A 24,118-nucleotide genomic window follows, 5' to 3' on the forward strand; every position below is an offset into this window, starting at 1 on the left:
AAAAGTCTCTTTATATTTAGAATCTCATATTCATAGATAATAAAAATGTTCTAGGAGCACCTATCACATTTCCACCAGTATCCCAACCTAGAGTTTGATAATATTCTTTATCTAATAGATTATATACATTTAGTAAAAAATCAAGATTTTTGCTATATTGATATTTGGTATTAACTCCAACAGTATAATATCCACCTTGTTTTATCTTATCATAATCATTTGATTTTATATCATTTTGAGCATAGATATTTGCTCCAACGATCCATTTATTAAACTCAGCAGGCAATCTATAAGTAGTTGAAAGTTTAAATTGGTGTTTTGGTAAAGTTGTGTCAAAAGTCTTACCAATATTACTACTATCTACATCTTTTGTATATTCTGTTTTCAAATAAGTATATCCTGCAACTAACTGCCAATTATCAGTAATTGCTCCACTAATTTCTGTTTCAAAACCTTTGCTTTCAACTTCTCCAGAAGCTCTTTTACAATAGCCATAAGTACTTCCAGGGCAAGGATTTGGTCCAGTTAAATCATCGGTTGCTCTATTTTGTTGTTTGATTAAAAATGTTGCTAAATTCGCATTTAATGCCCCATCAAAATATTCACCTTTTATACCAGCTTCATAATTTGTTCCAGTTATTGGTTCTAATAAATCCCCATTTATATCTTTACTACTTTGTGGCTGAAAAATCTCTGTCCAACTTGTATAAATAGAATGATTATCATCTAAATCATAAACAATTCCAGCATAAGGAACAACTTCAGCAGTAGCTTTATATGTACTATTTGTTCCTAAGTTTTTATTTTTATACCAACTCAATCTTGAACCTAAAATAAGATTTAAAGAATCAGTTAAATTCAATCTAGTTACTAAATATGTACTTTTTTGAGTTACATCAAATTTATATTTCCATTTATCCATATTAATATTTGGTTTTGATACAAGAGAAGAGTTCCAATTATAGGGATTTACTAAAGGACCATTACTTGTCCATTCATAATCAGACCAACCTCCCCAATTTCTATTTTCAAATTTTCTATAATCTGCACCAAGCATTAATTCATGATTTCTTCCAAATAAAGAGTATGGTCCACTTAAATATAAATCATAAGAGTCTTGTTTATTATCAAGTTTATATCCTTGAGTACCTTGATATAAATTACCAGAATGCCTACTTAAAGTTGAAAATAATATATCTTGTTCAGGTCTTTTCCAATTTCCTGCTAGTTTTACTTTCCAATCATTATTAAAGATATATTCTAATTGTGAAAAAACTGTTTTATCTGTTTGCTTCCAATAGTCAAAATCATTTGATAAATTTGTTTTTCTACTTACATCTAAAAAACTTCCATCTTCATTTGTTGGCAATCTATTATATCCGCCTGTATTATCAACTTTTCTATAATGAAAACCTACTGTAGCCATTAAATCATCAGTTATATCAGCTTCAACTATACTATAAAATTGATAGTTTTTTTGTTCAGCATTATCATAAAACATATCTCTATCTTGAGCTGTTATTATAGTTCTTGCTCTTATAGTTTTATCTTCATTTAAAGCTCCACCAATATCAAAAGTTCCTCTAAAATTATCATAACTTCCATAACTTATACTAGCATTGCCTTTTAACTCTTTTGTTGGTCTTTTTCTTACTAAATTTACAGTTGCTGATGGTGTTCCTGTACCAGTTGTTAACCCCGTTGCTCCCCTCACTACTTCAACTCTATCATAGATATCTAAAGAATCATTATTTGCATTATAAGTTCCATTTGATTCTGTACTGGTTGGTATACCATCTAACAAAATATTTGATATTTCAAATCCTCTAGCATTAAATCTTGCAGAATCTCCTGCATCATAACCTTTTTCTAAAACTATACCTGTCATATTTTGCATAGCAGCATCAAGTGTTGTATATCCAAAATCTTCTATTTGCTGTCTTGTCATAACACTAACTGATTGAGGAGTTTCTCTTATTGAGAGGTTTAGTTTTGTAGCTGTACTCATACTTTCTGTTGTGTATGAGTTTGTTCCTTCAGTCGTAGAACTATTTGCTAGAATTTCTACATTTCCTAAATCATTTCCATTATTAGAACTGTTATTTAATTCTTTTTTTCTTATTAAAATAGTTCCATCTTCTATTATAGCTTTTAGTTTTGTTCCTTCTAAAACTTTGTCTAAAGCTTTTTGTACACCTTCTACATCTTTTATATTTGGTGCAGTTTTCCCTTCAAGTAGTTTTGCATCTACCATATAAGGAATATTTGCTTTTTGTGAGATTTGCTCTATTGCTTGGCTTAGAGATTTATCTTCTACTGTGTATAATTGCTCTGCATTTAGATTTGTGCATAAAACAAAAGCTAAAGCAGGAGCAATAAATCTTGATTTTAGTTTAATCATTTAGTCTCCTTTTATTTTAAGAACAATTATTGAAATCATTCTTTCTATTAGTAAGACGTTTGAGTTTTAAAAATCAGACACTAATTTTGAGAAATCTTTATATTTCTATTGTTTTTATCTAATTTTAAAGGATAGATTTTAGGTAAAGCTTCTAGAAATTTATTAAATTCATTTATTGCAAACTTTCCTGTAATAGCTGTATATGCTACATCTTCATTTTCATACTTTACATCAATATCTACATATCTTGAGAATTCTTTAATTACAGTCTTAAGTGGTGTTCCATAAAAAGATAAAAAACCTTTTTCCCAAGTTGCTATTTTTTCTAGTTCAATTTTTCCATAGTCTGAAACTTTTCCATTTCTATTTAAAGTAAGTTGTTCTTTTTTTGTCAAAATGATTATTGTTTTGATTTTATCATACTCTTTTTTAGATATTTTTACTGTTCCTTCTTTTACTTTTATGCTTACTTTATCATTTAGATTACTTACTTCAAAACTTGTACCTAAAACTTCTATTTGGGCATTACTTGCATTTATTATAAAGGGTCTGCTTTTATCTTTTGCCACATAAAAGACAGCTTTTCCTTTTGGAAAAATCACTTCTCTTCTATTTTTATAATAGTCTATATTCATAGTTGAATTTACATCTAATACAATTTTAGAATTATCAGGGAGTAAATACTTATCTTCTATTTTATTGTTTGATATTAATGCTTTAGAAAAACTTGGATTTATAAAATCTATATAGTAATTATATGAGCCAATTCCTACTGCCAAAAGAAATATTGCAGCTGTAGAAAAGTATCTAATTTTTTGTATAAACTTTGCTCTTTTTATACCTGTATTTGCTTTTTCTTTTAATTCTTCTTTTTTATTACTTGGTAAAGACTTAAAAGTCTCTCTTATAAGTTTATTACTTACATAGGCTTCTTTATGTTCTTTACTTTCATTTAGCCATTGTTCTAGCTCTTTTTTCTCACAGGTAGATAATCCTTCTTGTTCTTTAATAAGCCATAAGATTGCTTCTTCATTTATACTTTTCATTATTTAATTCCTAATTTTCTTTGCATCTTTTCTTTCAACTTTTCACTTGCCCGAATTATGTGTTTTTCAACTGCTCCAACACTTACTCCCATTTTTTCAGCGATTTCTTTTCTTGAAAAGCCTTCAAGTATATGTAAAGTAAAAGCTTGTTGATTTTTTTCAGGTAAGGTAGCTAATATTTGAAGTAGTAATTCTTGCTGATTTGCTTGACAAACCTGTTCTTCAGGTTGTTCTTCAATCGGTATACTATGTTCTTCCTCTTCATAAATAATACTTGAAGCATTTTTTTCTCTTCTAGCTTGGTCAATTGCAATATTTCTTGCTAATTTATATAAAAAAGCTCTTTTATTTTTTACTGGGGTTCTTTTATCAATAACTAACATTCTGCTATATGCTTCTTGAATGATATCTTTGGCTTTTTCTTTATCTCCAACCATTCGATAAATATAATATACTAACTCATTATAGTGTTCAATCATAAGGAGCTAACCTTTTATAGTATTTTTGAGATACATTATCATAATTAGAATTATATAAAAATAAATGAAAAGCTTTACATGACAAGCAAAACTATTAAAATGTACTATTTTATAAAAAAATGAAGAAGTTTATATCCACTTGCAGCAGCTAAGATTGTACCAAAAAGATTTAAGAACATATTAGTTAGTCCTAAAAAAAATGAAGTTTGAAGTAAAAAAAAGCTTTCTATAGCAAAGGTAGAATATGTAGTTAAAGCACCTAAAAATCCCGTTATTAAAAAAGATTTTGTAATATCTGAAAGTAAATTATGTGTAACGAAAGCAAATAAACATCCTATAATAAAACTACCTACAATATTTACAAGAAGTATTCCTACTGGAAAATCTATGGGGAAATGCTTATTTGTAAGATGAACAACATAAGCTCTTGCTACAGCACCTAAAAAACCACCTAATCCTATAGCTAAAACTGTTTGCCAACTAAAAGTCATTTTTTTCAAGCTCTTCTTTGAAAACTCTATTCATTTCTTCTTCTAGGTCTTCAAACCAAGTTGTTCCTTTTTGAGCTTGTACAGGTTTTAAATAGATGACTTTTACTATCCCTGGTTCTTGCTTTACTCGTCTTGAGTCTAGAATTTTTTTTGTATTTAAAATTATTGCTGGCTGGACTCGAAGATTTAATTTATTTGCAATCATTTTAGCACCAGGTTTAAACTTTAACATATGTTTTCCATCACTTCTTGTTCCTTCAGGAAACATAGCTATAGGTCTACCTTTTGATAATCTGTCTTTTGCTTCTTTTAATAAATGAATAATTCCTGCTTTATTTTCTCTATCTACAGATATCATTTGTGGAGCTTTTATAATATGTCCAAAAAAGAATAAATCAGTAATTTCTTTTTTTGCAACCCAAGCTAAGTGCTTATTATGAAGATGTTCCATAACAATAATATCTAATAAGCTTTGATGATTCATAATAACCATATCACAAGAATCATCTAACTCACCTTCTATCTGAAACTTTATACCTAATAAATAAGTTTGGACTTTCATCCATATTTTAATTATTTCATGGGTTTTATTTTTAAATAAATACATAGCAACTACAACTATTGCAACAGTAATTGAGAATTGTATAAGAACGATAAAACCTCTAATTCTTGATAACATCTTCTTCCTTTACCCAACCAATATATTTATTATCATCTTTTTGAAACATAATTTTAACAAAATTGTTTCTTCTTTTCATTTCTTCTACAGTAGTTTGAGATGGGATTTGTTGAAAAATTGTAGAATTCTTTGTAGGCAAAATATAAATTACCGTATTTTCTTTTAATTTTATATTCTGATTTGGCATTGCAAATAGCATAAAAGCTATTGCTAAAATTAAAAATACTATTAAATATAAATAGTTTCTCTTCCAAATAAAAAGAATTAAAAATACTAAAGATAAAGCTCCTATAGCAAGTTTTTTATAAAACTCAAAACTTGAATTATTTGGGTTTAAATCAGTTTGAGTGCTCACTAGTTCTTCTTCAAATTTAATTGGGATACTAATATTTTCTAATCTATTTTTAGTACTATTATAATAATTAAATGAAATAGATTTTTGATGAATAGGAATAACTACATAATATATCATATGTTGTTCAGGATAATTATCTTCAATTAAAGTAATTCCCTGTTCTTCAACTCCTTGTATAAGAAAATCTTCAAAATTTGAATACTTACCTTGTAAATCAATAATCACTAAGGCTTCTTTATTTGTATATTGTTTTGCTTTTGAACCTAATAAAGTTACTTCATTTGCAATTATATTTGAAAATCTTTTATCCCCTTTTGCTATTTCTGAAAAGTTTATCTTAGGAGGAAGTAGTTTTCTACTCTCTACTAAAACATCATTATCAAAAAGTTTTACTTCAATTGTAGGAAGTAAAAAGTTTGGTTCATAGGCTTTAAAATAATATTTATTTTCATATATATTTGTTGTTCCTTGAGCTAAATTCCAAGAATCTTCAGCATTTAAAGGAATCATATTAATTCCATCTATAAAGTGTGTTTCTATTCTATCATAATTAGTTCTTGTAATTAAAGCTTTAACATCTACTTCAAATCTTTGATTTTTATAAATTTGTTCAGGATATTTTTTATATGAAAGATAAAGATTTTTTGTCACCACTGAAGGTTCCATATTTTCACCTTCAGCAGACTGATTATTTTGTGAAAAATTATTATTAGTTATAATTTCATGTTCTAAGTTATCATCTGTAAACACAGAAGATTCATTTTTTACAAAATCATTATTTGCAAAAATAAAAGAAATGAAAAGAAGGATTATTACTAATATTTTTTTCACTATTTTAAAAATCCTTTTAGCATATTAAGTCCATCATCACAACCTAATAGAGTTTCAATTGCTCTTTCTGGATGAGGCATTAATCCAAATACATTTTTTTCTTTATTACAAATACCTGCAATATTTGATACAGAACCATTGATATTTTTTAGTTCAGCATTTTCATCACAATATTTTAAAAGAATTTGATTATTTTCTTCAAGCTCTTTTAATCCTTTTTCATCAATAAAATAATTACCATCATGATGAGCTACAGGAATATTTACAACATCACCTTTTTTTAACAATGATAAAAAAATATTGTCATTATTTATTACTTTTAGATGATTATATTTAGAAATAAAATGTAAAGAGTCATTTCTTTTCATAGCACCTGGTAAAAGTCCTGCTTCAAGTAAAATCTGAAATCCATTACAAATACCTAAAATTTTTCCACCTTTAGAAGCATATTCTTGAACTGATTCCATAATATTTGCAAATCTTGCAATTGCTCCTGATCTTAGATAATCACCATATGAAAATCCCCCAGGTATTACCAAAAGGTCTGTGTTTTCAGGAATTTCTTTATCCTTATGCCAAACTATTGTAACATCACAATTCAATTTTTCAAAAGCATATTTTGTGTCATATTCACAATTAGTACCAGGAAATTGTAGTACAGATACATTCATTGTCTTAACCTACTATCTCAATTTGATAATCTTCAATTACAGTGTTTGCTAAAAGTTTTTCACACATTTTTGTTACTTCTTCTTTTGCTTCATCTTCATTTGATGAATTTAATTCCATAATAATTTGTTTACCAATTCTTACATCTTTTACAATATCTTTAAAACCTAACGTATCTAACGCATGATGAGTTGCTTTTCCTTGATCATCAAGAACACCTTGCTTTAATGCTACATTTATGATTGCTTTCATTTATTACCTTCTATTTATATTTTTGCGATTATATCTAAAATTATCTTATAGCAATTTACTTCAAAATTACTTAATCAAGCTATTTTGAATAGTGCTATAGCCACTTAAAATTTCATTCTTAATAGAATCTGGAACTATAACATCTAATTTTTGACCAGCTTCTAAACTTTTTGCCTGTTCTTTCCAGCTATTATCTTTTGCAAAATTTCTAAGAATTTGCTTATCCATTGAAATATAATTTTGAGCTTCAAAATCTTTTTTTGCAATAAATCTCGAACTTTCAGGAGTTAGAACTTCATCACCAAGAACCCATTCACCTTTTGAGTTAATAAAAATCTCAAACTTTGTATCAACTACAATAATTCCATTCTCTTCTGCAAATACAGTAAAGTCTTTAAACAGTTTTTCTAAATTAGAAATAATTTCAGGGAATCTCTTTCTAACTTCTGTAGAGTTTAAAGGTTCATCTTTTACCCCTTTTGTAGTAGGAGTAAAAATTGGTGTTTCAAATTTGTACCATTGTTTTAAATTAGGTGCTAATTCTAATCCATATGGATCTTTTCCATTTTGACATGCTTCATATAAAGAACCTGTCAAATAGTTTCTAAAAATAAACTCAAACTGAACAATATCACCATCTATTTCAGCTTCCAGAGGTTTACAAAGTTCCATTACTTGGCATCTTGGAGAAATATCTAAAGAGTCATCTATCTTTTCATCTAAAATAGCTGTTTTTATTCCAGATTTTTTTGCAAACTCTGCACCATTATTTGAAATTGAAGTTTGATATATACCTTTTCCTTCTATTTCAAGGTTTAAAGGAATATCAAAAACAGAACATCTGTCACTTCTTACTAATAATACTTTTGGTTCATTTCCAGGACAAGTATATAAATCTGCATTTTTTCCTATATAAAAAAGATTATACCCAAGGTTTTCTAACTCAGGAAGTCCTTTTTTATTTGTAGTTTTTTTTGATTCAGGCCATAGACCAAGTGCTACAATCTCACTTATATTCATCGACTATTTCTCCCATTATTTGTTAATAATTATTAATGATTTTAATATACCAATTGCTGTATTAAGTTGATTATCTTTTAAAATATCTTCTTCTGTTATAGTTTTTTTATCTTCTTTTTCTTTAGTATCTTCTTCTTTATCTTTTTTCTCTTTATCTTCTTTAGTTAATTCACTTTCTAAATGTTTCTTTAAATCTGCTTCTTTTAATTTAAACTCTGCATTTTTTTCTGCAACCACTTCTCCTGCATGAGATATTACATCTGGAGTTATTCCTGTTGCTTGAATAGTTCTACCACTTGGAAGATAATATTTTGCAATTGTTATTTTAATATTTTCACTTCTATCTTGTGTAATTGGTAAAATTGCTTGAACTGAACCTTTTCCAAAAGTTTTTTCTCCAATTACAATAGCTCTTTTATGATCTTGTAAAGAACCACTTACAATTTCAGAAGCTGAAGCTGAACCACCATTAACTAAAACTACTAAAGGTACGTCTGTCATAGTTTGAGAAGCTTTCGCCTCAAACTTCTCTTCTTCTTCTGTATTTCTTCCTTTTTGAGAAACTATAATACCTTCATTTACAAATAAGTCAACAACTCCTATTGCTTGCGTTAATAATCCACCAGGATTGTTTCTTAGGTCTAAAATGATTCCTTTCGTTTTAGGGTTAGCTTCAATTGCCTCTTCTAATTTTTTGGTAACATTTCTATCAAAACTTGAAACTCTTAAATATAATAAATTTTCATTTTCTATATTTTTTGCAAAAACTGATTCTATCTTAATAATGTCTCTTACTATATCAATTTTGATTGGTTTATTTTCACCTTTTCTAACTAAAGTTAAAGCTATTGGTGTTTTTGGTTTTCCCCTCATTAAAGCAACTGCTTCATCTAAAGTCATATTTAAAGTAGAATTATCATCAATTTTCAAAATAATATCACCTGATTTAACACCTGCTTTATATGCTGGTGTATCATCGATTGGTGCAATGATTGTCAAAGCACCATCTCTCATTCCAACAGTAATACCTAAACCACCAAACTCTCCTTGAGTTTGAATATCCATTTCTTTTGATGACTTTTTATCTAAATAAGTAGAGTGTGCATCTAATTCTTGCATAAGTCCTTTTAAAGCCTTATCTACTATTTCTTGAAGTTTTATATCATCAACATAATACTTTTCAACAGTACCTATAACTTGTGTCAATTTTGATAAAGATTCGAATCTTGTTTGATTTGAATCATCCTCTTTTTTCTCATTTGCAAAAATGCTTTGAGATAATAATATAACTATTGATAAAACTAATAAAAATCTATTCATAAATTAACCTTCATTCTTTTAATAAGAGTACGATTATATAAAAAAATTTATAAAAGTAAGGTTTTATAAATTTTTTTGTATTATATTACCTAAATTTAGTAGAAGGTTTTAAATGAGTCTTAAAGATAATGTTGACTATGTAAAAGAAGAACTAAGTAGTGAAGAGAAGTTTCTGGAAAGCTTTGTAAAAGTTGAAAGAATTTATAAAAAATATAAAATGTTAATTATTTTAGCAGTTGTTGTTATTTTAGGTCTTGCAATTGGTTTATATACTACAAAAACTATTCAAGAAAAACAAAAAAAAGAAGCAAATATTGCATTCAATCAATTTCTTGAAAATAATCAAGATAAAGATGCATTAAAAACTTTAGAAGAAAACAATAAACAGCTTTTTCAAATTGCAAAATATATTCAAGCTAAAAAAGAAAATAAAACTTATGATATTGAAGTTAAGTTTTTTAAAGAAATTGCAGCTTATCAAAAAGCTTTAGATGAAAATAGTATTGATAAATTAAATGCTGTTTCTATGGAAAAAGATTTTTTATTAAAAGAGTTCGCAATTTTTAATAAAGCTCTACTGCAAGCTAAAGAAGGAAAATATGAAGATGCAAAAGCAACTTTAAAATTAATTCCTGAAGATTCACAAGTTAATGATTTAGCTACTTCATTAAAACATTTTTTAGTAACAAAATAAGGATAACAAGTGAAGCACTTAATATTTTTTATAAGTTTAATTTTTATATTTGTAGGTTGTTCATCAAAAGAGTACTTTGAACCAGAGGATACATTAGGAGATTATAAACAAACTTTATCTTCTTCTTTAAATGGAGATATCCTTTCTTTTAATAAAGATGGGGCAACACTAGATAATCAGGAAATTATTACAAAAAGAGGTGTATCTAATTTCAAAATTCCAGAGGGTTATCAATTTTTAAATATAGTTAATGATACTGTTATTTCTTCAAACTATAAAGATACTGTTTTAGTTGGAGACAAAAAAATCAACCTCGGAGCAGTTGTAGTAGCAGCAAGTTTAAATGAAAATAAACTTGCACTTTTATTTTCTGATAATTCAATTATGCTTTATGATATGAATGAAGAAAAAGCTATTTTAAAAGAGTATTTTAATCACTCTTTTGTAAATGACACTAGAATTGCAAATCCTTATTTTATGAGTAATATTATTCTTTTCCCTACTCTAGATGGGAAAATTGTTGTTGTGGCAAATGAAACAAATAAAGTAGTTAGAAATATTGTTGTTGATGCAAATGGACAATTTAATAATATTATCTTTTTAGATGTTATTGATGATACTCTAGTTGCTGCTACAGGGAATAAAGTTATCTCTGTTGGAGATGGTGTTTTAAATTTAAAGGATTATAATATTAGAGATATTATAACTAAAGATAGAGAGATTTTTATTGCAACTATTGATGGTCAAATTATCCAAACGGATATTTCTTTAAATATTATGCATAGAAAGAAATATAAATTTGCAAAATTTTATGCTTTAGCTTATGGAGAATCATTATATGCTTTAGAGTCTCAAGGTTTTTTAATAAAAATCTCTAAAGATTTTAAGACAGATGCAATATATGATTTTGACTTTGACAATGAAGAGAAAGTAATTGCCTTAGAAGATACAATTTATTATAATGATGAATTTATCACTTTAAAATAAAATACTTTATTCACATAAAAAGCTTCAATAGAAGCTTTTTATACTCTTAAATTCCTATTAGCAATATTCTCAATCAATACTGTTGCATAAGAGCCTTTGGGCAAAGTAAACCTTAGAGTACAAACTTTATTTTCTTTATTATAATTTACACTAATATCTTTAGGATAAACAAGAGCATCACGTCTTAATCCTTTTTCTTGAATATACAAATCATCAAACTTCTCTTCTATTTGTCTTGCTTTACTAAGACTTCTAAAAACTTTTCTTCCAGGAAGTAATCCTGTAAACATAATTTTTTTATTTGTAAAGTCCTTAATAATAGAATCATTTAAACTTTTTGGAGTAAAAAATTTATTATTTGAATATTGTTTAAAAACATCGCCATCTAAAAGTTTATATTCATCGTCACTTAACTTTAATCGTTCAACTAACCATGAATTAAAAAAATAACTTTGATACATAGAAATTAACATTTTAGATAATTTTCTATCTTTTATTATTAGATCTCCATATATAAGATTTTTTGCTTTTTCAAAATTTTCTTCTGCATCTATTCCAAATCTTTGATATCCAAAGTAATTTGGCATTCCAATTTTAGAAATTTGCTTCAATATTTTTTCAATCTTTCCTAAATCTTCTAGTTGCACTTCATGTAAATTTATAGTAAAACTATTTGACTCTAAATCACCAATACTTAATTTATTTGAGTGTAAAACTGTATCTAAAATAGTCACTTTTTTATGTTTGAATTTTTTTAATTCTTTTGAATATTTTTTAGGAATAGAGATATATTGTGTTGTAGTTGCATTTTTATCTTTTAATCCAGCATAACCAATTTCATTTTCATAAATTTTAAGATTTCTAGCTAGAGTATCAAGTAAATCCCAAGTACCTAACTCTTGTTTTTTTATTTTCATAACAATAAAATTTCCACGTTGTGTAAATCTTATAGGATTTTCTTCAACTATAAAATCATCAATATTCTGATAGAATTTAAACTTTATTGGTTTATGTTTTTGTATATATTCTCTTTTTATCATTTAGTATCTTTTTTTAAAATTTTGGTATTATATAATAATTATTACTTACAAAGGTTTAATTTATGGATATGCAACAAATAGAAGATATTATTAAAAATTTTTCCACTCAAAGAGACTGGGAAAAGTTTCATAATCCAAAAAACTTGGCAATGGCACTTAGTGTTGAAGCCTCTGAATTAGTAGAAATTTTTCAATGGCTTGATTTAAAAGAAGCAGAAAACTTATCAGAAGAAAAAAAGCAGCATACAAAAGAAGAACTTGCAGATATTGCAGTTTATCTAATAAGATTATGTATGAAATTTAATATCAATTTAGAAGAAGCTATTATAGAGAAAATGAAAAAAAATGAAAAAAAATATCCTTTAACTGATGAATATGGTCAAAAAATTTTATATGGGAAAAAAAATTAATGAAAAAGATTTACATTGCTGGTCCAGATGTTTTTGAGCAAGATTCAATACAAATTGGAGAAGAATACACAGAACTATGTAAAAAATATGGATATGAAGGTTTATACCCATTGGATAATGTAATTAACTTCAAACAAGAAAAAAAGAAAATTGCACAAGATATTTTTATTGCAAATAAAAAACTTATCGACTCATGCGATATTGTAATTGCAAACTTAAACTCTTTTAGAGGGAAAGAGTGTGATAGTGGCACAGCTTGGGAATGTGGTTATGCTAGTGCTTTAGGTAAAAAAGTTTATGCTTATTTAAAGAGAACAAGCTCTTATCAAGGTCAATTTTCATATGATGAAAAAATGTCAAGTAAAGATGGCTTTGTTGATTTAAATGGTAGAATTATTGAAAACTTTGACTATCCTGTAAATTTAATGTTAGCTTGCAGTGTTGAAAAAATTATTATAGGAAATTTTGAAAATGTATTACAGAATTTAGATTAATTTTTTTCTTTTTTTGTATAATACATAATATAAGTTATTATAAAGGATATATTATTTCAAACTCTTATAATAAAGACTTTTTTATTTTAAAAATAAAGTTCTTTTTTTTATTTATTCTATTATCTATAGTTAGTTATTTCATTTTTGATTTCATTTCAAATAAAACTAAAAGTTATCATTTACAACAAAAAGCAGCCAATTATGAGAAGGCTTACCAAACTATTTATACTCAATATAAAGAGTTGTCCTATGTAATCTATACAGGGCTTATAAAATTAACAGATGTAAATTACAAATTTCATCATTTAAACAAGCGAACTCTAAAAGAAAAACAAGAAATAAAAAAAGAGTTATATTTACAGACTTTAGAAAGATTCAAAACTTTAAAAAAGAAGCATCTTACAAATATTGAATTTATTCTTCCAAATAAAACTATTTTCTTGAATATGACTTCCTCATCAAATGAAAAACTAAGAGAAGTGAAAAGTAAAGCCTTGGAAAAAGTAAAGAAAACAAAAAAACCTATTGACTCTTTTATTGTCAATAATAAAAATACAGGTTTTCAATTTATCTACCCTATTATGGTAGAAGACGATTTTGTAGGTTTTTTGAATATTACTTTTAGTGAACAAGGTCTTACATCATCTTTAATGAAACAATATTATGTTTTAAGTAATTTTATTATCAAAGAAGATAGTTTTTCAAAAGAGTTTTTAAAATATGATTCTTTATATAAAGAAGCAAATTTTAAAGGCTATTTACACAATAAAAATATATTAAAAGAGCTAGAAAAAATTTCAAGAAAAGATATTATGGAAATAAAACCTAAAAAAGAGGTTTCAGAAAAAATATATTTAAAGGCAATGAATCAAAAAATAAATTCTACTATAATTGAAAAAGAAGATACTATTGTAACTACAATCCCAATTATAAATACTATAACTCAAGAGCAAGAAGCTTTTTTAGCAATTTTAAGTAAAGAAAAAATAATTTCAAATCTTAATTATACTTATAAACTTATTTTAGTATTAGTTATTTTTCTACTTGCTACGACTTTATTTGCAATATATTTTCAAATTGCAAAATCTTTAATCCAAAAAGATAATTTAAATAAAATAATTCAAAAAGATAAACAACTACTTGAACAAATGAAACTTGCCCAAATGGGGGAAATGATTGGAAACATTGCTCATCAATGGAGACAGCCACTGTCTACAATTAGTACTGCAGCTAGTGGACTAAAAATGAAACATGAATTTAATATGATAGAAGAGAATGATATTCCAGAATATACAGATACAATTGTAAATAATGCAAAATATTTATCTGAAACAATCGATACTTTTAGAGACTTTATAAAAGAAGATAATGAAGAAAAAGAAATAATACTTCAAGAGAAAATTGATGAAACTATAAAAATTGTAAAAGCAAGTTTGGAAAATCATCATATAAAATTAATTAATAATATTGATTATTCTAAACCTTTAAAAGTAAAAACAATTGCAGAAGAATTAGCCCAAGTTTTAATAAATGTAATTAATAATGCAAAAGATGTATTAGTAGAAAGAGAAATAGAGAATGCTTCAATAACTTTAAATTTATTTGAAGATAAAAATAACTTTTCCATAAGTATTGAAGATAATGCTGGAGGTATAGAAAAAGAGATTTTACCAAAAATCTTTGATCCATACTTTACTACAAAACATCAATTTCATGGTACTGGTCTAGGTTTATATATGAGTAAAAATATTGTGGAAAAACATTTAAATGGTTATTTAGAAGTATCTAATACAAAAAATGGAGCAAAGTTTACTATAAATATAAAATACTAATCAATTATTTTAGTAAACTCTTCATATAAGTTTGAAGTGAGTTCTTTTTCAAGTTTAAGCTCTAAGTCAATTGGTTTATTATTTTTATATTTAAAAGTATTTGCTAAACCTAAATATATAAAACCTTGAACTTTCTTATCAACGTGAGAAAACTTTCTTACAAATATATGTAATTTAACATTATACTTTTTATTATCAATTAGTTTTTTTCCATCACCTTTGTCTTGGCTCATTGAAGGTTTACTTGAATAAGTAAGAATATCTTTAGAAAGAAAAGCATTATGATATTTACTGCCTTTTGTAAACTTATCTTTTTCTATAGTTATAAATAAGAAAAAATCCTCTTTATATTTTAGAAAACCACTACCTCTAAAAGAACTATGTATTTTATTAAAATTACATAATAAAGCTATATTTTGCATATTATATTTTGCATAAAGTTTTAAAAAAGGTTTACCATAATTAGTATTTGAAAAGATTTTTTTATATTCAATTAAAGAGTAATTAATAGTTTCTAGAAGCAACTGTTTTTTTAAATCATTTTCTAAAAGCATTTTAAATTCTTCACTTAAAGATAAATGCATTTTATCTAAAGTAACAAGTTTTAAAAATCTTTCCTTTTGAGAACTATCAAAAAACTCTTGGGCTAAATATCTAAAACTATGTTCACAAGTTTCAATATCAACTTCATGTAAATATTTACTTAAATAGTCACTTACTTTTTCTATATTTAAATTTTCTTCTTTTATTAAAGCTTTTAAAATAGCCATTTCATAAGGTCTTTTTATAGGTAATAATCCTTGTAAAAACCTTATTGCTTTTAGAAAGTTTTCATCCTCACATATTTTTTTATAGTTTTCTTCTTTTTCTACTTTTAAAATAAACTCTTCATAAGATTTTGCATATGAAATAAAATCTAAAATAGAAATATATTCAGTATATTCTATAAAATCTGTAAGTCTTGGTATTTCATTAAAATTAAAAGCCTTTTTAAATTCAAAATATTGTTCTTTTAAATATTTTAAAGTATTGAAACTCTCATTTTCTATTTGTTCTAAAACTCTTTTTTTAGAAATCTCATCCATAATAATATAAGCATTTGAGAAGTTGGAAAAATTATTGTTAATAGAGAGTTTCATACTATCTTTATCTATCTTTCTATTTCCCATTAAAGCCTTAGTAACCATATAACTTCTTTCATGATTACCAATAAAGTCCAATACTGTTAAAAACTTTTTGTCTTCAATTTTCCTAAGTCCTCTTCCTAATTGCTGAATAAATACTATAGGAGAATTTGTTGGTCTTAACATTAAAAGAGTATTTACATTAGGGATATCAACCCCTTCATTAAAAATATCAACAGTAAAAATTACTTGTAAATCATTACTTAAGCTTTGCAATCTATTAATATATAATTGCCTAGTTTCAATTGTATCATCACTAGTTAAATATTTAGAAGAAACTCCTCTTTTTTTGAACTCTTCACTCATAAACTTTGCATGCTCTTTATTTACACAAAAACCTAAAGCCCTTCTTTTATCTCCACTGAAATCATAAAAATTCATTTTTGAAATAATATAGTCAACTCTTTTGTTTACCATAAGTAATTTTGAAAGTTTTTGAATATCATTTAAATTTACTTCTTGATAATCTATTGATTGTAAATCTTCAATACCAAAATAATGAAAAGAACTTACAAGATTTTCATCTAAAGCCTCATTTAAAGTAATTTCATAAGCTAAATTATCATCAAAATAATCATAAATAGAAACCTTATCAGTTCTATTTGCCGTTGCAGTTAGTCCTAAAAGGAATTTAGGTTTAAAATATTCTTTTATACAATTATAACTCTTACTTGCTATATGATGAGCTTCATCAACAATTATATAGTCAAAATTTGTAGAAGAAAATCTTTTAAAATGTTTACTTAAAGTTTGAATAGTTGTAAAAATATATTCACAATCAAGGTCTTTTTTATTTCCTGTAAAAAATCCCATTTCTTTATTTGAAATGATTTTTTCAAAACTTTTTCTTGCAGAAATTAATATATCTTCCCTATGCACAATAAAAAGCATTTTTTTTGCATTAAATTGTTTTACATCAAAAGCGCTTAAGTAAGTTTTGCCTGTCCCTGTTGAAGCAATAACTAAAGCTTTGTCTTGATTTTGTTCTCTTAAAAACTTTAAATTATGTAAAGCTTTTTTTTGCATTGCATTTATTTTTATTCTTTTTGCATATGAAAATCTTTTTGTTTCTTTATTCTCTTCTTTAAAATCTCTATATTCATTTAAAAAATCTTCATCTACAAAATATGAAAGCTCAAAAAGTTTATTAAATTCAAAAAAAATATCATTTAAAAAATTTTCTTCTTTCTTTAAAACTGTTTTAATATTCCATTCAATGTTAGACTTAAAAGCACTTGCTGTTATATTTGAAGAGCCTAATAATATTTTAAATTCATTCTCATACTCAAAAATATAAGCCTTAGGATGAAAACCTTTATTTTGTTCTTCACAATCAAAAATTTTCAATTGAATATTTGTAAACTCTTTTAATTTTTCTAAAGCTTTTAATTCTGTAAAATTTAAATATGTAGATGTTAAAACTTTTCCTTGAACCTTTCTTTCTTCACACTTTTTTAGCTCATTCAAAATTAATTGTAAGCCTGAATAATTTATGAAAGCTACATTAAAATAAAAAGCCTTACAAGAAGAAAGAAGCTTTACAAATTGATTATAAAAGTTCTCATCTTGAGTATTTAAAATGAGTTTAGAGTTTCTCAAAGGCAAACTTCACTGCTCCTATCAAAGCGGTATCTTTGTTTTTTGATACCTTTATTGGAATATTTTTCATTAAAGATTCAAATCTACCTTTAGCATAAAAACTATCTAGAAAATTGCTATTTTCTAAAATTTCTAAATTCTTTAAAGCAATTCCACCTGCAATATAAAGACCACCAAAACAAAGCGATTTTAATGCTAAGTTAGAAGCTTCTGCTGCATATATTTCAAAAAACATTTCCATTGTTTTAATAGCTAAATTATCATCTTTATTTTTAGCAAACTTACTTATTAATTTAATTTTTTCATCTTTATTGGATGCATTTTCTAAAGAAATTGCAGGAGTAATACCTCTTTCTAATAAAAACTCATAAATATTTAAAATTCCTTCTCCAGATAAAATTCTTTCATAACTAACATGAGAAATATATTTCTTTCTAAGCCAGACTAAGAATTCATCTTGCAAAGGGTTCATGGGAGCAAAATCACAATGTCCTCCTTCTGTAGAAAGAGGATAAAACTGTTTATTTTCAAGGTTTAGAATTGCTTCACCTAATCCTGTTCCAGCAGCTATAACTGCAATGTTACCTTTTGTATTTTTACCTTTATTTAAAAGAAAAAAATCCTTTTCTTTTAAATAAAGCATTCCATAAGCAGTTGCTTCTAAATCATTTAACAATTTAACTTTTTTAATTCTGAATTTTTTTTGGATTTTTGAAGCTTTTATTTTCCAAGAGAGATTTGTGATTTTGGCTTTATTTTCAATAACTAAACCAGCTACACCAAAGCAAGCCTTATCTATTTTAAAAGTGTTTTGAGCTAAAAAATCTAATAAAATATCTTCAAAACTTTTATACTGATTACTTTGATAAACTTCTTGTTTTATTATCTTTAAAGTATTATTTTTAAAAATAGCTAGACTTGTTTTCGTCCCACCAATATCACCAACTAAAATCATAAAATTTCCTAGAAAATTATAAAATTCTAAGATTATACGAAACAAAGTATAAATAGAACTTAATTTTTAAACTTATTCTATTTTATAATATTAAGTTTTACACCTAAATCAGCCATACCACAATTATATAAAGAACTTGTAACCACTCCATCTATCCCTAATTTTACGTAATCCTGAACATTCGATATATTAATTCCACCAGCTACTAGTATTTTTGTATTTGGATATTGTATATTTTTAAAAGAGACAACATTTTCTACTAATTCTAGGCTTCCTTTATCTATTTGAATAACATCAACTCCATATTTTAATAAAGCTTTTATATCTTTAAACTTTGAAGATTCTACTATTATCTTTTTTTCTGGTGCCATATTTTTAAATTTATAAATATTTTTATAGAACTCTTCATTTGAAGAGTATAGCTCTCTATGTTGTTTAAAAAAAAGTATAGTTTCACTAAGTCCTAGTCGATGAGGCATTGCGCCACCATTTAAAATTGATTTTATACAAAATTTTTTAGAAAAAGGAAAACTTTTTCTTGTAGTTAATAATTCACAAGTTGGGTTACTTTCTTTAATTATCTTATACATTTTATTTGTAGTTGTCGCTATTTTACAACTATATTCTAAAAGTACTTGCATTAACTTATAAGCTTCATGTATTTTAGAGAAACTACCTTCTATTCTTATAAGCACTTCATCTTTTTTTATTTCTTGTTTACTGGGAATAAAGAAATTCACTTTACAAGATAAAAGTTCTGCTATACTACAAGCTTCTTCAGTACAGGAAGAAATTATATTTTCTCTTGTAAAAATTTCTAAACTAGCTTTTGTATCATCACTTTCTTGTAAATATGTTGTTAAATCGAAATAAGGTAAATCTTCTTTTATATATTCTAAAAGTTCAGCATCACTTATAATCATATTTTCCCTTCATTTTATCCAAGGAGCAAAAGCTTTAGTACTTACAGTAATATCTTGCCCAATTTTAAAGTTTTCTGCTTCTTGTGAGCTTATAGTAACTTCAACTATTTGCTGACCAATTGCAATTATTGCTATATAAATAACATCTACTTTGATAATATCTAAAAGTTTCCCATCAAAAGAAAATTTTGCGCTTCCTGTAGTTTTAAGTAAAATATCTTTGGCTTTTCCGTCATCAGTTATTTTTCCATCTTTTAAGACTATAACTCTTTGACTTAATTTATAAATTTCACTTGGATCATGACTTACCATTATTGTAGTGGTATTAAACTCTTTGTGAAGTTGTAAAATTTCATTTTGAAGTTTTATTCTCATCTGAGGATCCAAAGCAGATAAAGGTTCATCCATTAAAAGTAGTTTTGGTCTATTCATCATAGCTCTACATAAGCTTACTCTTTGTTTTTGTCCACCACTTAAAGTATTTGGTAATCTATCTTTTAAAGTTAATAAATCTGTTATTTCAAGAAGGTGTGTAGCTAATTTCTTATCTTTTGAAACATATAACAAGTTTTCAAGAACACTCATATTTTCAAATAATGCATAATCTTGAAAAACAAATCCAATTTTTCGTTTTTGAACAGGTAAGAAAATATTTGTATCTTGCCAAATCTCATTTTCAACTTCTATTGTTCCTTGTGCTTTTTCAAGTCCTGCAAGACTTCTTAATAGTGTAGTTTTACCACTTCCACTAAGACCAGTTAAAGCAACAAATTCTCCTTGAGAAATAGAGATATTTACATCTAAATTCATTTTACCAATTGCACCATGCAACTGTTTTTGTAAAGATATTTTTAACATTAATTTATTCCTGTAACTCTCTTTTTGTATCTTAAGTTGAAAATATAAACTAATAAAAGAACTAAAAAACTAATAAACAACATTATTGCACTATAAATATGAGCTGAGTTGTAATCTAATATCTCCACAAATTCATATATTGCAACAGAAGCAACTTTTGTTTCTCCTGGAATACTTCCACCAACCATTAAAACAACACCAAATTCTCCTACAGTGTGAGCAAAAGTCACTATTAAAGCCGTCATTAGTGCTGGTTTTATATTAGGAAGTGCAACTTTAAATAGAGTTTGAATTTTACTTTTACCAGCAATAAAACTTGCTTCAAGCATATTTTTATTTAAACTTTCAAAACCACTTTGTAAAGGTTGAACCATAAAAGGCAAACTATAAAAGCAACTAGCTATAACAACGCCTGTAAAATTAAATACTAATTTTATACCAAAAACTTCATCAAAAAACTCACCAATAGGTGAATTTATTGATAAAGCCCATAATATATAAAAACCTATAACAGAAGGGGGTAAAACTATTGGTAAGGCAGTTATTGCTTCTATAAAAGGTTTTACTTTTGATTTAGTTTGAGATAAATACCAACTTAAAGGTAAAGAAACAAAAAATAAAATTACAGTAGTTACAAAAGCTAGTTTAAAAGAGAGAATAAAGGGCTCAAACTCTAAATTATTTAAAATATCAATCATCTAAAATATCCAATATTGCTAAGTCACTTGCTTTAAATAAAAGATTTATCTCTTCATTTAAAACAAGTTTTAATTTCTCTAATGACTTAGTAGTAATAATTGTTTGGAATTGAGTATTAAAAATTTTACTTGTAATACAAGTAAGAAGTTTTCCTATTTCAATATTATCAATAGTTGCAGTTAAGTTATTTGAAGAACTTATTAAGCCTTTTAGTTCTTTTGCTAAAGTTATATTAGTTGGTTTTAAAGATAATACTACCTTTTTACCAACTTTAATTTCTTTACTTAAATCCAAACTTATCATTGTAAGAGTTTGTTCTTCAAATTGAAAAGAAACAAGGTTTAAATTCTCCATTGATTCAATTTCAATAACAACTGCTTCTATCTTATTCATGGCACTAAATATCCATATTCCTTAAATATTTTTTTTGCTTCATTACTTAACATAAAATCATAAAAAGCTTTTGCCTCTTTTTTATCTTTTGCATTTTTTAAAATTACAATACCTTGGTTAATTGGTGTATAAAGTTTTGGATCAACATCTGTCCAATTTATACCCTCTTTATATTTTTTCATTTTATCGCTGTATAAAGATGATTTTGCAATAAATCCAAGGTCAGCTGCAGTAACTGCATAGGATACAGTCTGAGAAATTGATTCTCCATAAACAAATTTAGTAACTACATCATCATAGATTTTTGCATTTTTCATAGCCTCAACACTTGCTTTACCATAAGGTGCAGTTTTAGGGTTTGCTATTGCTATTTTTGTAATAGTATTTTCTTTAACAAGATTAATTCCTTTTGAATAGTCTCTTTGTTTAGCACTTAAAATTGCTAAACTTCCTTGAGCATATACAATTGGTTCTGTTATAGCTATCTTTTCAGCATATAAAGTATCAGGATATTTCATATTTGCTGCCATAAAGATTTCATAGGGTGCACCATTTTTTATTTGTGCAGTTAATTTTCCACTACTTCCTAATGTAACTAATACTTTAGTATCCGGATTCTTTTCATTAAACTTTTTTATTAAATCATCAATTGCATAACTTACATTTGCTGCAACTGCTATATTAAGCTTTTGGGCAAATAAACTTACACTAAGAAATAATAAAACTAAAAATATCTTTTTCATTTATTTTCCTATCATTACATCACTTGATTTTATTATGGCACATACTGCCATGCCTTCTTCTAAGCCTAAACTTTTTATGGCTTGTGTTGTTATTACAGATACTATTTTTTCTGAGTCTGCAATATTTACAATTACTTCAGAATTTATTTCATCTTCATTTATAGAATCAATTATACCTTCAAACTTATTTCTTGCACTTATTGCTAAATTTGAATCCTTTGATATTAAAACATTACTTGATTTAAAAAAAGCAGTAACTTCATCATTTTGTCTTACATGAAGATTATCAACTGCTGTTTTCGTAATATTTGAAACTAAAGTATTGCCACTTTTCAATCTTACATAAACTTGGGCACTTACTTCTGAATGTTCTACTTTTTCTACAATTCCTTGAATTTGATTTCTTGCACTAATTTGCATTGCAATTCTTCCTATTGTTTTTAATGTTCCATTATCAATATCAGTCATACTTTCTAATCTATTTAAAAAACTTTTCTGCTCATTTTTTAAGAACTTATAAGTTTTTAATAAATTTTCTCCATATGGTGTTAGAAATGTTCCACCACCACCTTTTCCACCTTTTTCAGTCTTAACAACTGCCATTGAGGATAAGTTATTCATTGTGTCTACTGCTTCCCATGCTTTTTTATAACTCATTGGAACTTCTTTTGCAGCTTTACTGATTGAACCACATTTTTTAATTGCAAAAAGTAAATCAATTCTTTTTTCCAATAAAAAAGGTTGATTTAAAAGATTCAATGTTAAATTAGATGAAATTTCCATAAATTTCCTTTTCCTTATTTCATAAGGTATATAGCGCTATATAATATAAAAAACCGAACGGAAAGAAAATACTAACGTTATATACCTTAATACATATTGAATAAACTAATATAGAAAATTCTATATTAGTTTAAAAAAGAGTCTTCTACTTTTTGTAATTCGTATGAAGAACCAAAATAAAGAGGTGTTTGTTGATCAATTTCTACATTCGTAGTATCTAGAATACGACCTTTTTTGCTAATAGCTCGTCCACCAGCTTGTTCAATAATATAAGAAATTGGAAAAGCTTCAAAAATAAAATCATGTTTTCCATTAGGGAAAGATTTTGTTGCAGGAGAAGAGTAAACTCCTCCTCTTTTAAAAAGTATTTGATGAGTATCTAAAGATAAAGAATCAGAATATCTTAATCTATAACCTTCATTAAAAAAACCTGTAATTAGCTCTTTATGTTCATCTGTCCATTCACTTGCTAATCCACCTGTAGAATTAATATTACCTTTTTTTTCTAAAGATAAAGGGTCTTGTTCTATAAACTCTCCATCTTCATATGAAAAGTAAATCACACCTTCTGATTTTGAAGCAAAAACCAATTGAAATGTTGGTCCATAAGTAATGTACATAGCTGCTTTTAAGTGAAAAGCATCCATTTGTTGTTCATATATTCCAAAAATACTTCCTAAAGAAAAATCAACATCTAATAAATCTAGGTTATCTATAGCAATATATGAGATTTTGTATTTTCCATTTTCATTTATTGTTTTATATTCTTTTTTAACTTTTCCTATAAATCCATGTACTGATTTTACTCTTCTAAATTCTCTTTCAATAATTTCTGAACAATAAGCATGAACTTTTTCATGCATTTGTTTATCACTTAAACCACAAGAAAGAAACTTTTCACAATCAACAAAAACATTTTTTTCTATATCTTCTGCAATATTAGTAATGGCATTAAAAACTGCAATCATTAAATTTAGCCTT

At 26.1% G+C, this 24,118-nt stretch carries 25 protein-coding genes; 5 read left to right on the plus strand and 20 right to left on the minus strand.

The features are described from left to right. Positions 1 to 16: 16 nt before the first annotated feature. From CP965_RS06365 to CP965_RS06410, 10 genes are all read right to left on the minus strand, one after another. Entirely contained in the window at positions 17 to 2,401 is a 2,385-nt protein-coding gene (locus tag CP965_RS06365; protein ID WP_129061244.1) for a TonB-dependent siderophore receptor, read from the minus strand. 80 nt (positions 2,402 to 2,481) lie between these two features. After that, positions 2,482 to 3,447 carry a FecR family protein gene (locus tag CP965_RS06370; RefSeq protein WP_129061245.1) on the minus strand — a complete coding sequence of 322 codons (966 nt, stop codon included), beginning with the start codon at positions 3,445 to 3,447 and terminating at the stop codon, positions 2,482 to 2,484. After that, positions 3,447 to 3,926: an RNA polymerase sigma factor gene (locus CP965_RS06375; RefSeq protein ID WP_129061246.1), complete on the minus strand. Its 480-nt coding sequence runs from the start codon at positions 3,924 to 3,926 to the stop codon at positions 3,447 to 3,449. Before CP965_RS06375 ends, CP965_RS06370 begins: the two co-directional genes overlap by 1 nt. A gap of 104 nt (positions 3,927 to 4,030) precedes the next feature. Continuing rightward, positions 4,031 to 4,417 (minus strand): fluoride efflux transporter CrcB, encoded by a 387-nt coding sequence (gene crcB, locus CP965_RS06380; protein ID WP_129061469.1) that lies wholly within the window; start codon positions 4,415 to 4,417, stop codon positions 4,031 to 4,033. Further along, positions 4,407 to 5,096, minus strand: coding sequence for a lysophospholipid acyltransferase family protein (locus tag CP965_RS06385; RefSeq protein WP_129061247.1), 690 nt, complete (start codon positions 5,094 to 5,096; stop codon positions 4,407 to 4,409). Before CP965_RS06385 ends, crcB begins: the two co-directional genes overlap by 11 nt. Beyond that, positions 5,080 to 6,282: a hypothetical protein gene (locus CP965_RS06390; RefSeq protein WP_129061248.1), complete on the minus strand. Its 1,203-nt coding sequence runs from the start codon at positions 6,280 to 6,282 to the stop codon at positions 5,080 to 5,082. The genes CP965_RS06385 and CP965_RS06390 overlap by 17 nt, the downstream gene beginning before the upstream one ends. Continuing rightward, positions 6,282 to 6,953, minus strand: coding sequence for a phosphoribosylformylglycinamidine synthase I (gene purQ, locus CP965_RS06395; protein ID WP_129061249.1), 672 nt, complete (start codon positions 6,951 to 6,953; stop codon positions 6,282 to 6,284). Before purQ ends, CP965_RS06390 begins: the two co-directional genes overlap by 1 nt. 4 nt (positions 6,954 to 6,957) lie before the next feature. Next, positions 6,958 to 7,203, minus strand: a complete 246-nt coding sequence (purS, locus tag CP965_RS06400; RefSeq protein ID WP_129061250.1) for a phosphoribosylformylglycinamidine synthase subunit PurS — start codon at positions 7,201 to 7,203, stop codon at positions 6,958 to 6,960. 66 nt (positions 7,204 to 7,269) lie between these two features. Then, positions 7,270 to 8,223: a phosphoribosylaminoimidazolesuccinocarboxamide synthase gene (locus CP965_RS06405; protein WP_129061251.1), complete on the minus strand. Its 954-nt coding sequence runs from the start codon at positions 8,221 to 8,223 to the stop codon at positions 7,270 to 7,272. A 15-nt stretch (positions 8,224 to 8,238) separates the two neighbouring features. Next, the gene (locus tag CP965_RS06410; protein ID WP_129061252.1) at positions 8,239 to 9,543 is read right to left on the minus strand and encodes a S41 family peptidase; all 1,305 of its coding nucleotides are present in this window, start codon (positions 9,541 to 9,543) and stop codon (positions 8,239 to 8,241) included. A 112-nt stretch (positions 9,544 to 9,655) separates the two neighbouring features. Between CP965_RS06410 and CP965_RS06415 the strand changes: the two genes are divergently transcribed. Together CP965_RS06415 and CP965_RS06420 are read left to right on the plus strand one after the other, a co-directional pair. Next, positions 9,656 to 10,237: a tetratricopeptide repeat protein gene (locus CP965_RS06415; RefSeq protein ID WP_129061253.1), complete on the plus strand. Its 582-nt coding sequence runs from the start codon at positions 9,656 to 9,658 to the stop codon at positions 10,235 to 10,237. Between the two features lie 9 nt (positions 10,238 to 10,246). Then, positions 10,247 to 11,224: a hypothetical protein gene (locus CP965_RS06420; protein ID WP_129061254.1), complete on the plus strand. Its 978-nt coding sequence runs from the start codon at positions 10,247 to 10,249 to the stop codon at positions 11,222 to 11,224. 38 nt (positions 11,225 to 11,262) lie between these two features. Here the strand turns inward: CP965_RS06420 and CP965_RS06425 are convergent, their stop codons facing one another. Further along, a complete protein-coding gene (locus CP965_RS06425; RefSeq protein ID WP_129061255.1) occupies positions 11,263 to 12,264 on the minus strand; it encodes a tRNA pseudouridine(13) synthase TruD in 1,002 nt (333 codons plus the stop codon). A 62-nt stretch (positions 12,265 to 12,326) separates the two neighbouring features. Between CP965_RS06425 and CP965_RS06430 the strand changes: the two genes are divergently transcribed. The 3 genes from CP965_RS06430 to CP965_RS06440 all read left to right on the plus strand — a co-directional run bounded on the left by CP965_RS06430 (position 12,327) and on the right by CP965_RS06440 (position 15,000). Then, positions 12,327 to 12,674: a nucleotide pyrophosphohydrolase gene (locus CP965_RS06430; RefSeq protein WP_129061256.1), complete on the plus strand. Its 348-nt coding sequence runs from the start codon at positions 12,327 to 12,329 to the stop codon at positions 12,672 to 12,674. After that, a complete protein-coding gene (locus CP965_RS06435; RefSeq protein ID WP_129061257.1) occupies positions 12,674 to 13,168 on the plus strand; it encodes a nucleoside 2-deoxyribosyltransferase in 495 nt (164 codons plus the stop codon). Before CP965_RS06430 ends, CP965_RS06435 begins: the two co-directional genes overlap by 1 nt. 242 nt (positions 13,169 to 13,410) lie before the next feature. Beyond that, the gene (locus tag CP965_RS06440; RefSeq protein WP_129061258.1) at positions 13,411 to 15,000 is read left to right on the plus strand and encodes a sensor histidine kinase; all 1,590 of its coding nucleotides are present in this window, start codon (positions 13,411 to 13,413) and stop codon (positions 14,998 to 15,000) included. Here the strand turns inward: CP965_RS06440 and CP965_RS06445 are convergent. The 9 genes from CP965_RS06445 to CP965_RS06485 form a co-directional block, all read right to left on the minus strand. Beyond that, a complete protein-coding gene (locus tag CP965_RS06445; RefSeq protein ID WP_228712684.1) occupies positions 14,997 to 17,789 on the minus strand; it encodes a DUF3427 domain-containing protein in 2,793 nt (930 codons plus the stop codon). The genes CP965_RS06440 and CP965_RS06445 overlap by 4 nt on opposite strands. After that, positions 17,770 to 18,738 (minus strand): glucokinase, encoded by a 969-nt coding sequence (gene glk, locus CP965_RS06450; RefSeq protein WP_129061259.1) that lies wholly within the window; start codon positions 18,736 to 18,738, stop codon positions 17,770 to 17,772. The genes CP965_RS06445 and glk overlap by 20 nt, the downstream gene beginning before the upstream one ends. A 77-nt stretch (positions 18,739 to 18,815) precedes the next feature. Then, positions 18,816 to 19,661: a ModD protein gene (gene modD / locus CP965_RS06455; protein WP_129061260.1), complete on the minus strand. Its 846-nt coding sequence runs from the start codon at positions 19,659 to 19,661 to the stop codon at positions 18,816 to 18,818. 9 nt (positions 19,662 to 19,670) lie between these two features. Next, positions 19,671 to 20,519: an ABC transporter ATP-binding protein gene (locus CP965_RS06460; RefSeq protein ID WP_129061261.1), complete on the minus strand. Its 849-nt coding sequence runs from the start codon at positions 20,517 to 20,519 to the stop codon at positions 19,671 to 19,673. Further along, entirely contained in the window at positions 20,519 to 21,217 is a 699-nt protein-coding gene (gene modB, locus CP965_RS06465) for a molybdate ABC transporter permease subunit (protein ID WP_129061262.1), read from the minus strand. Before modB ends, CP965_RS06460 begins: the two co-directional genes overlap by 1 nt. Further along, positions 21,210 to 21,611 (minus strand): TOBE domain-containing protein, encoded by a 402-nt coding sequence (locus CP965_RS06470; RefSeq protein WP_129061263.1) that lies wholly within the window; start codon positions 21,609 to 21,611, stop codon positions 21,210 to 21,212. Before CP965_RS06470 ends, modB begins: the two co-directional genes overlap by 8 nt. Further along, positions 21,608 to 22,354 carry a molybdate ABC transporter substrate-binding protein gene (gene modA / locus CP965_RS06475; RefSeq protein WP_129061264.1) on the minus strand — a complete coding sequence of 249 codons (747 nt, stop codon included), beginning with the start codon at positions 22,352 to 22,354 and terminating at the stop codon, positions 21,608 to 21,610. Before modA ends, CP965_RS06470 begins: the two co-directional genes overlap by 4 nt. Continuing rightward, positions 22,355 to 23,137: a TOBE domain-containing protein gene (locus tag CP965_RS06480; protein WP_129061265.1), complete on the minus strand. Its 783-nt coding sequence runs from the start codon at positions 23,135 to 23,137 to the stop codon at positions 22,355 to 22,357. A gap of 125 nt (positions 23,138 to 23,262) precedes the next feature. Beyond that, positions 23,263 to 24,105 carry an FIG domain-containing protein gene (locus CP965_RS06485; protein WP_129061266.1) on the minus strand — a complete coding sequence of 281 codons (843 nt, stop codon included), beginning with the start codon at positions 24,103 to 24,105 and terminating at the stop codon, positions 23,263 to 23,265. Between the last annotated feature and the right edge of the window lie 13 nt (positions 24,106 to 24,118).

Source organism: Halarcobacter mediterraneus, from assembly GCF_004116625.1.
Taxonomy (GTDB): domain Bacteria; phylum Campylobacterota; class Campylobacteria; order Campylobacterales; family Arcobacteraceae; genus Halarcobacter; species Halarcobacter mediterraneus.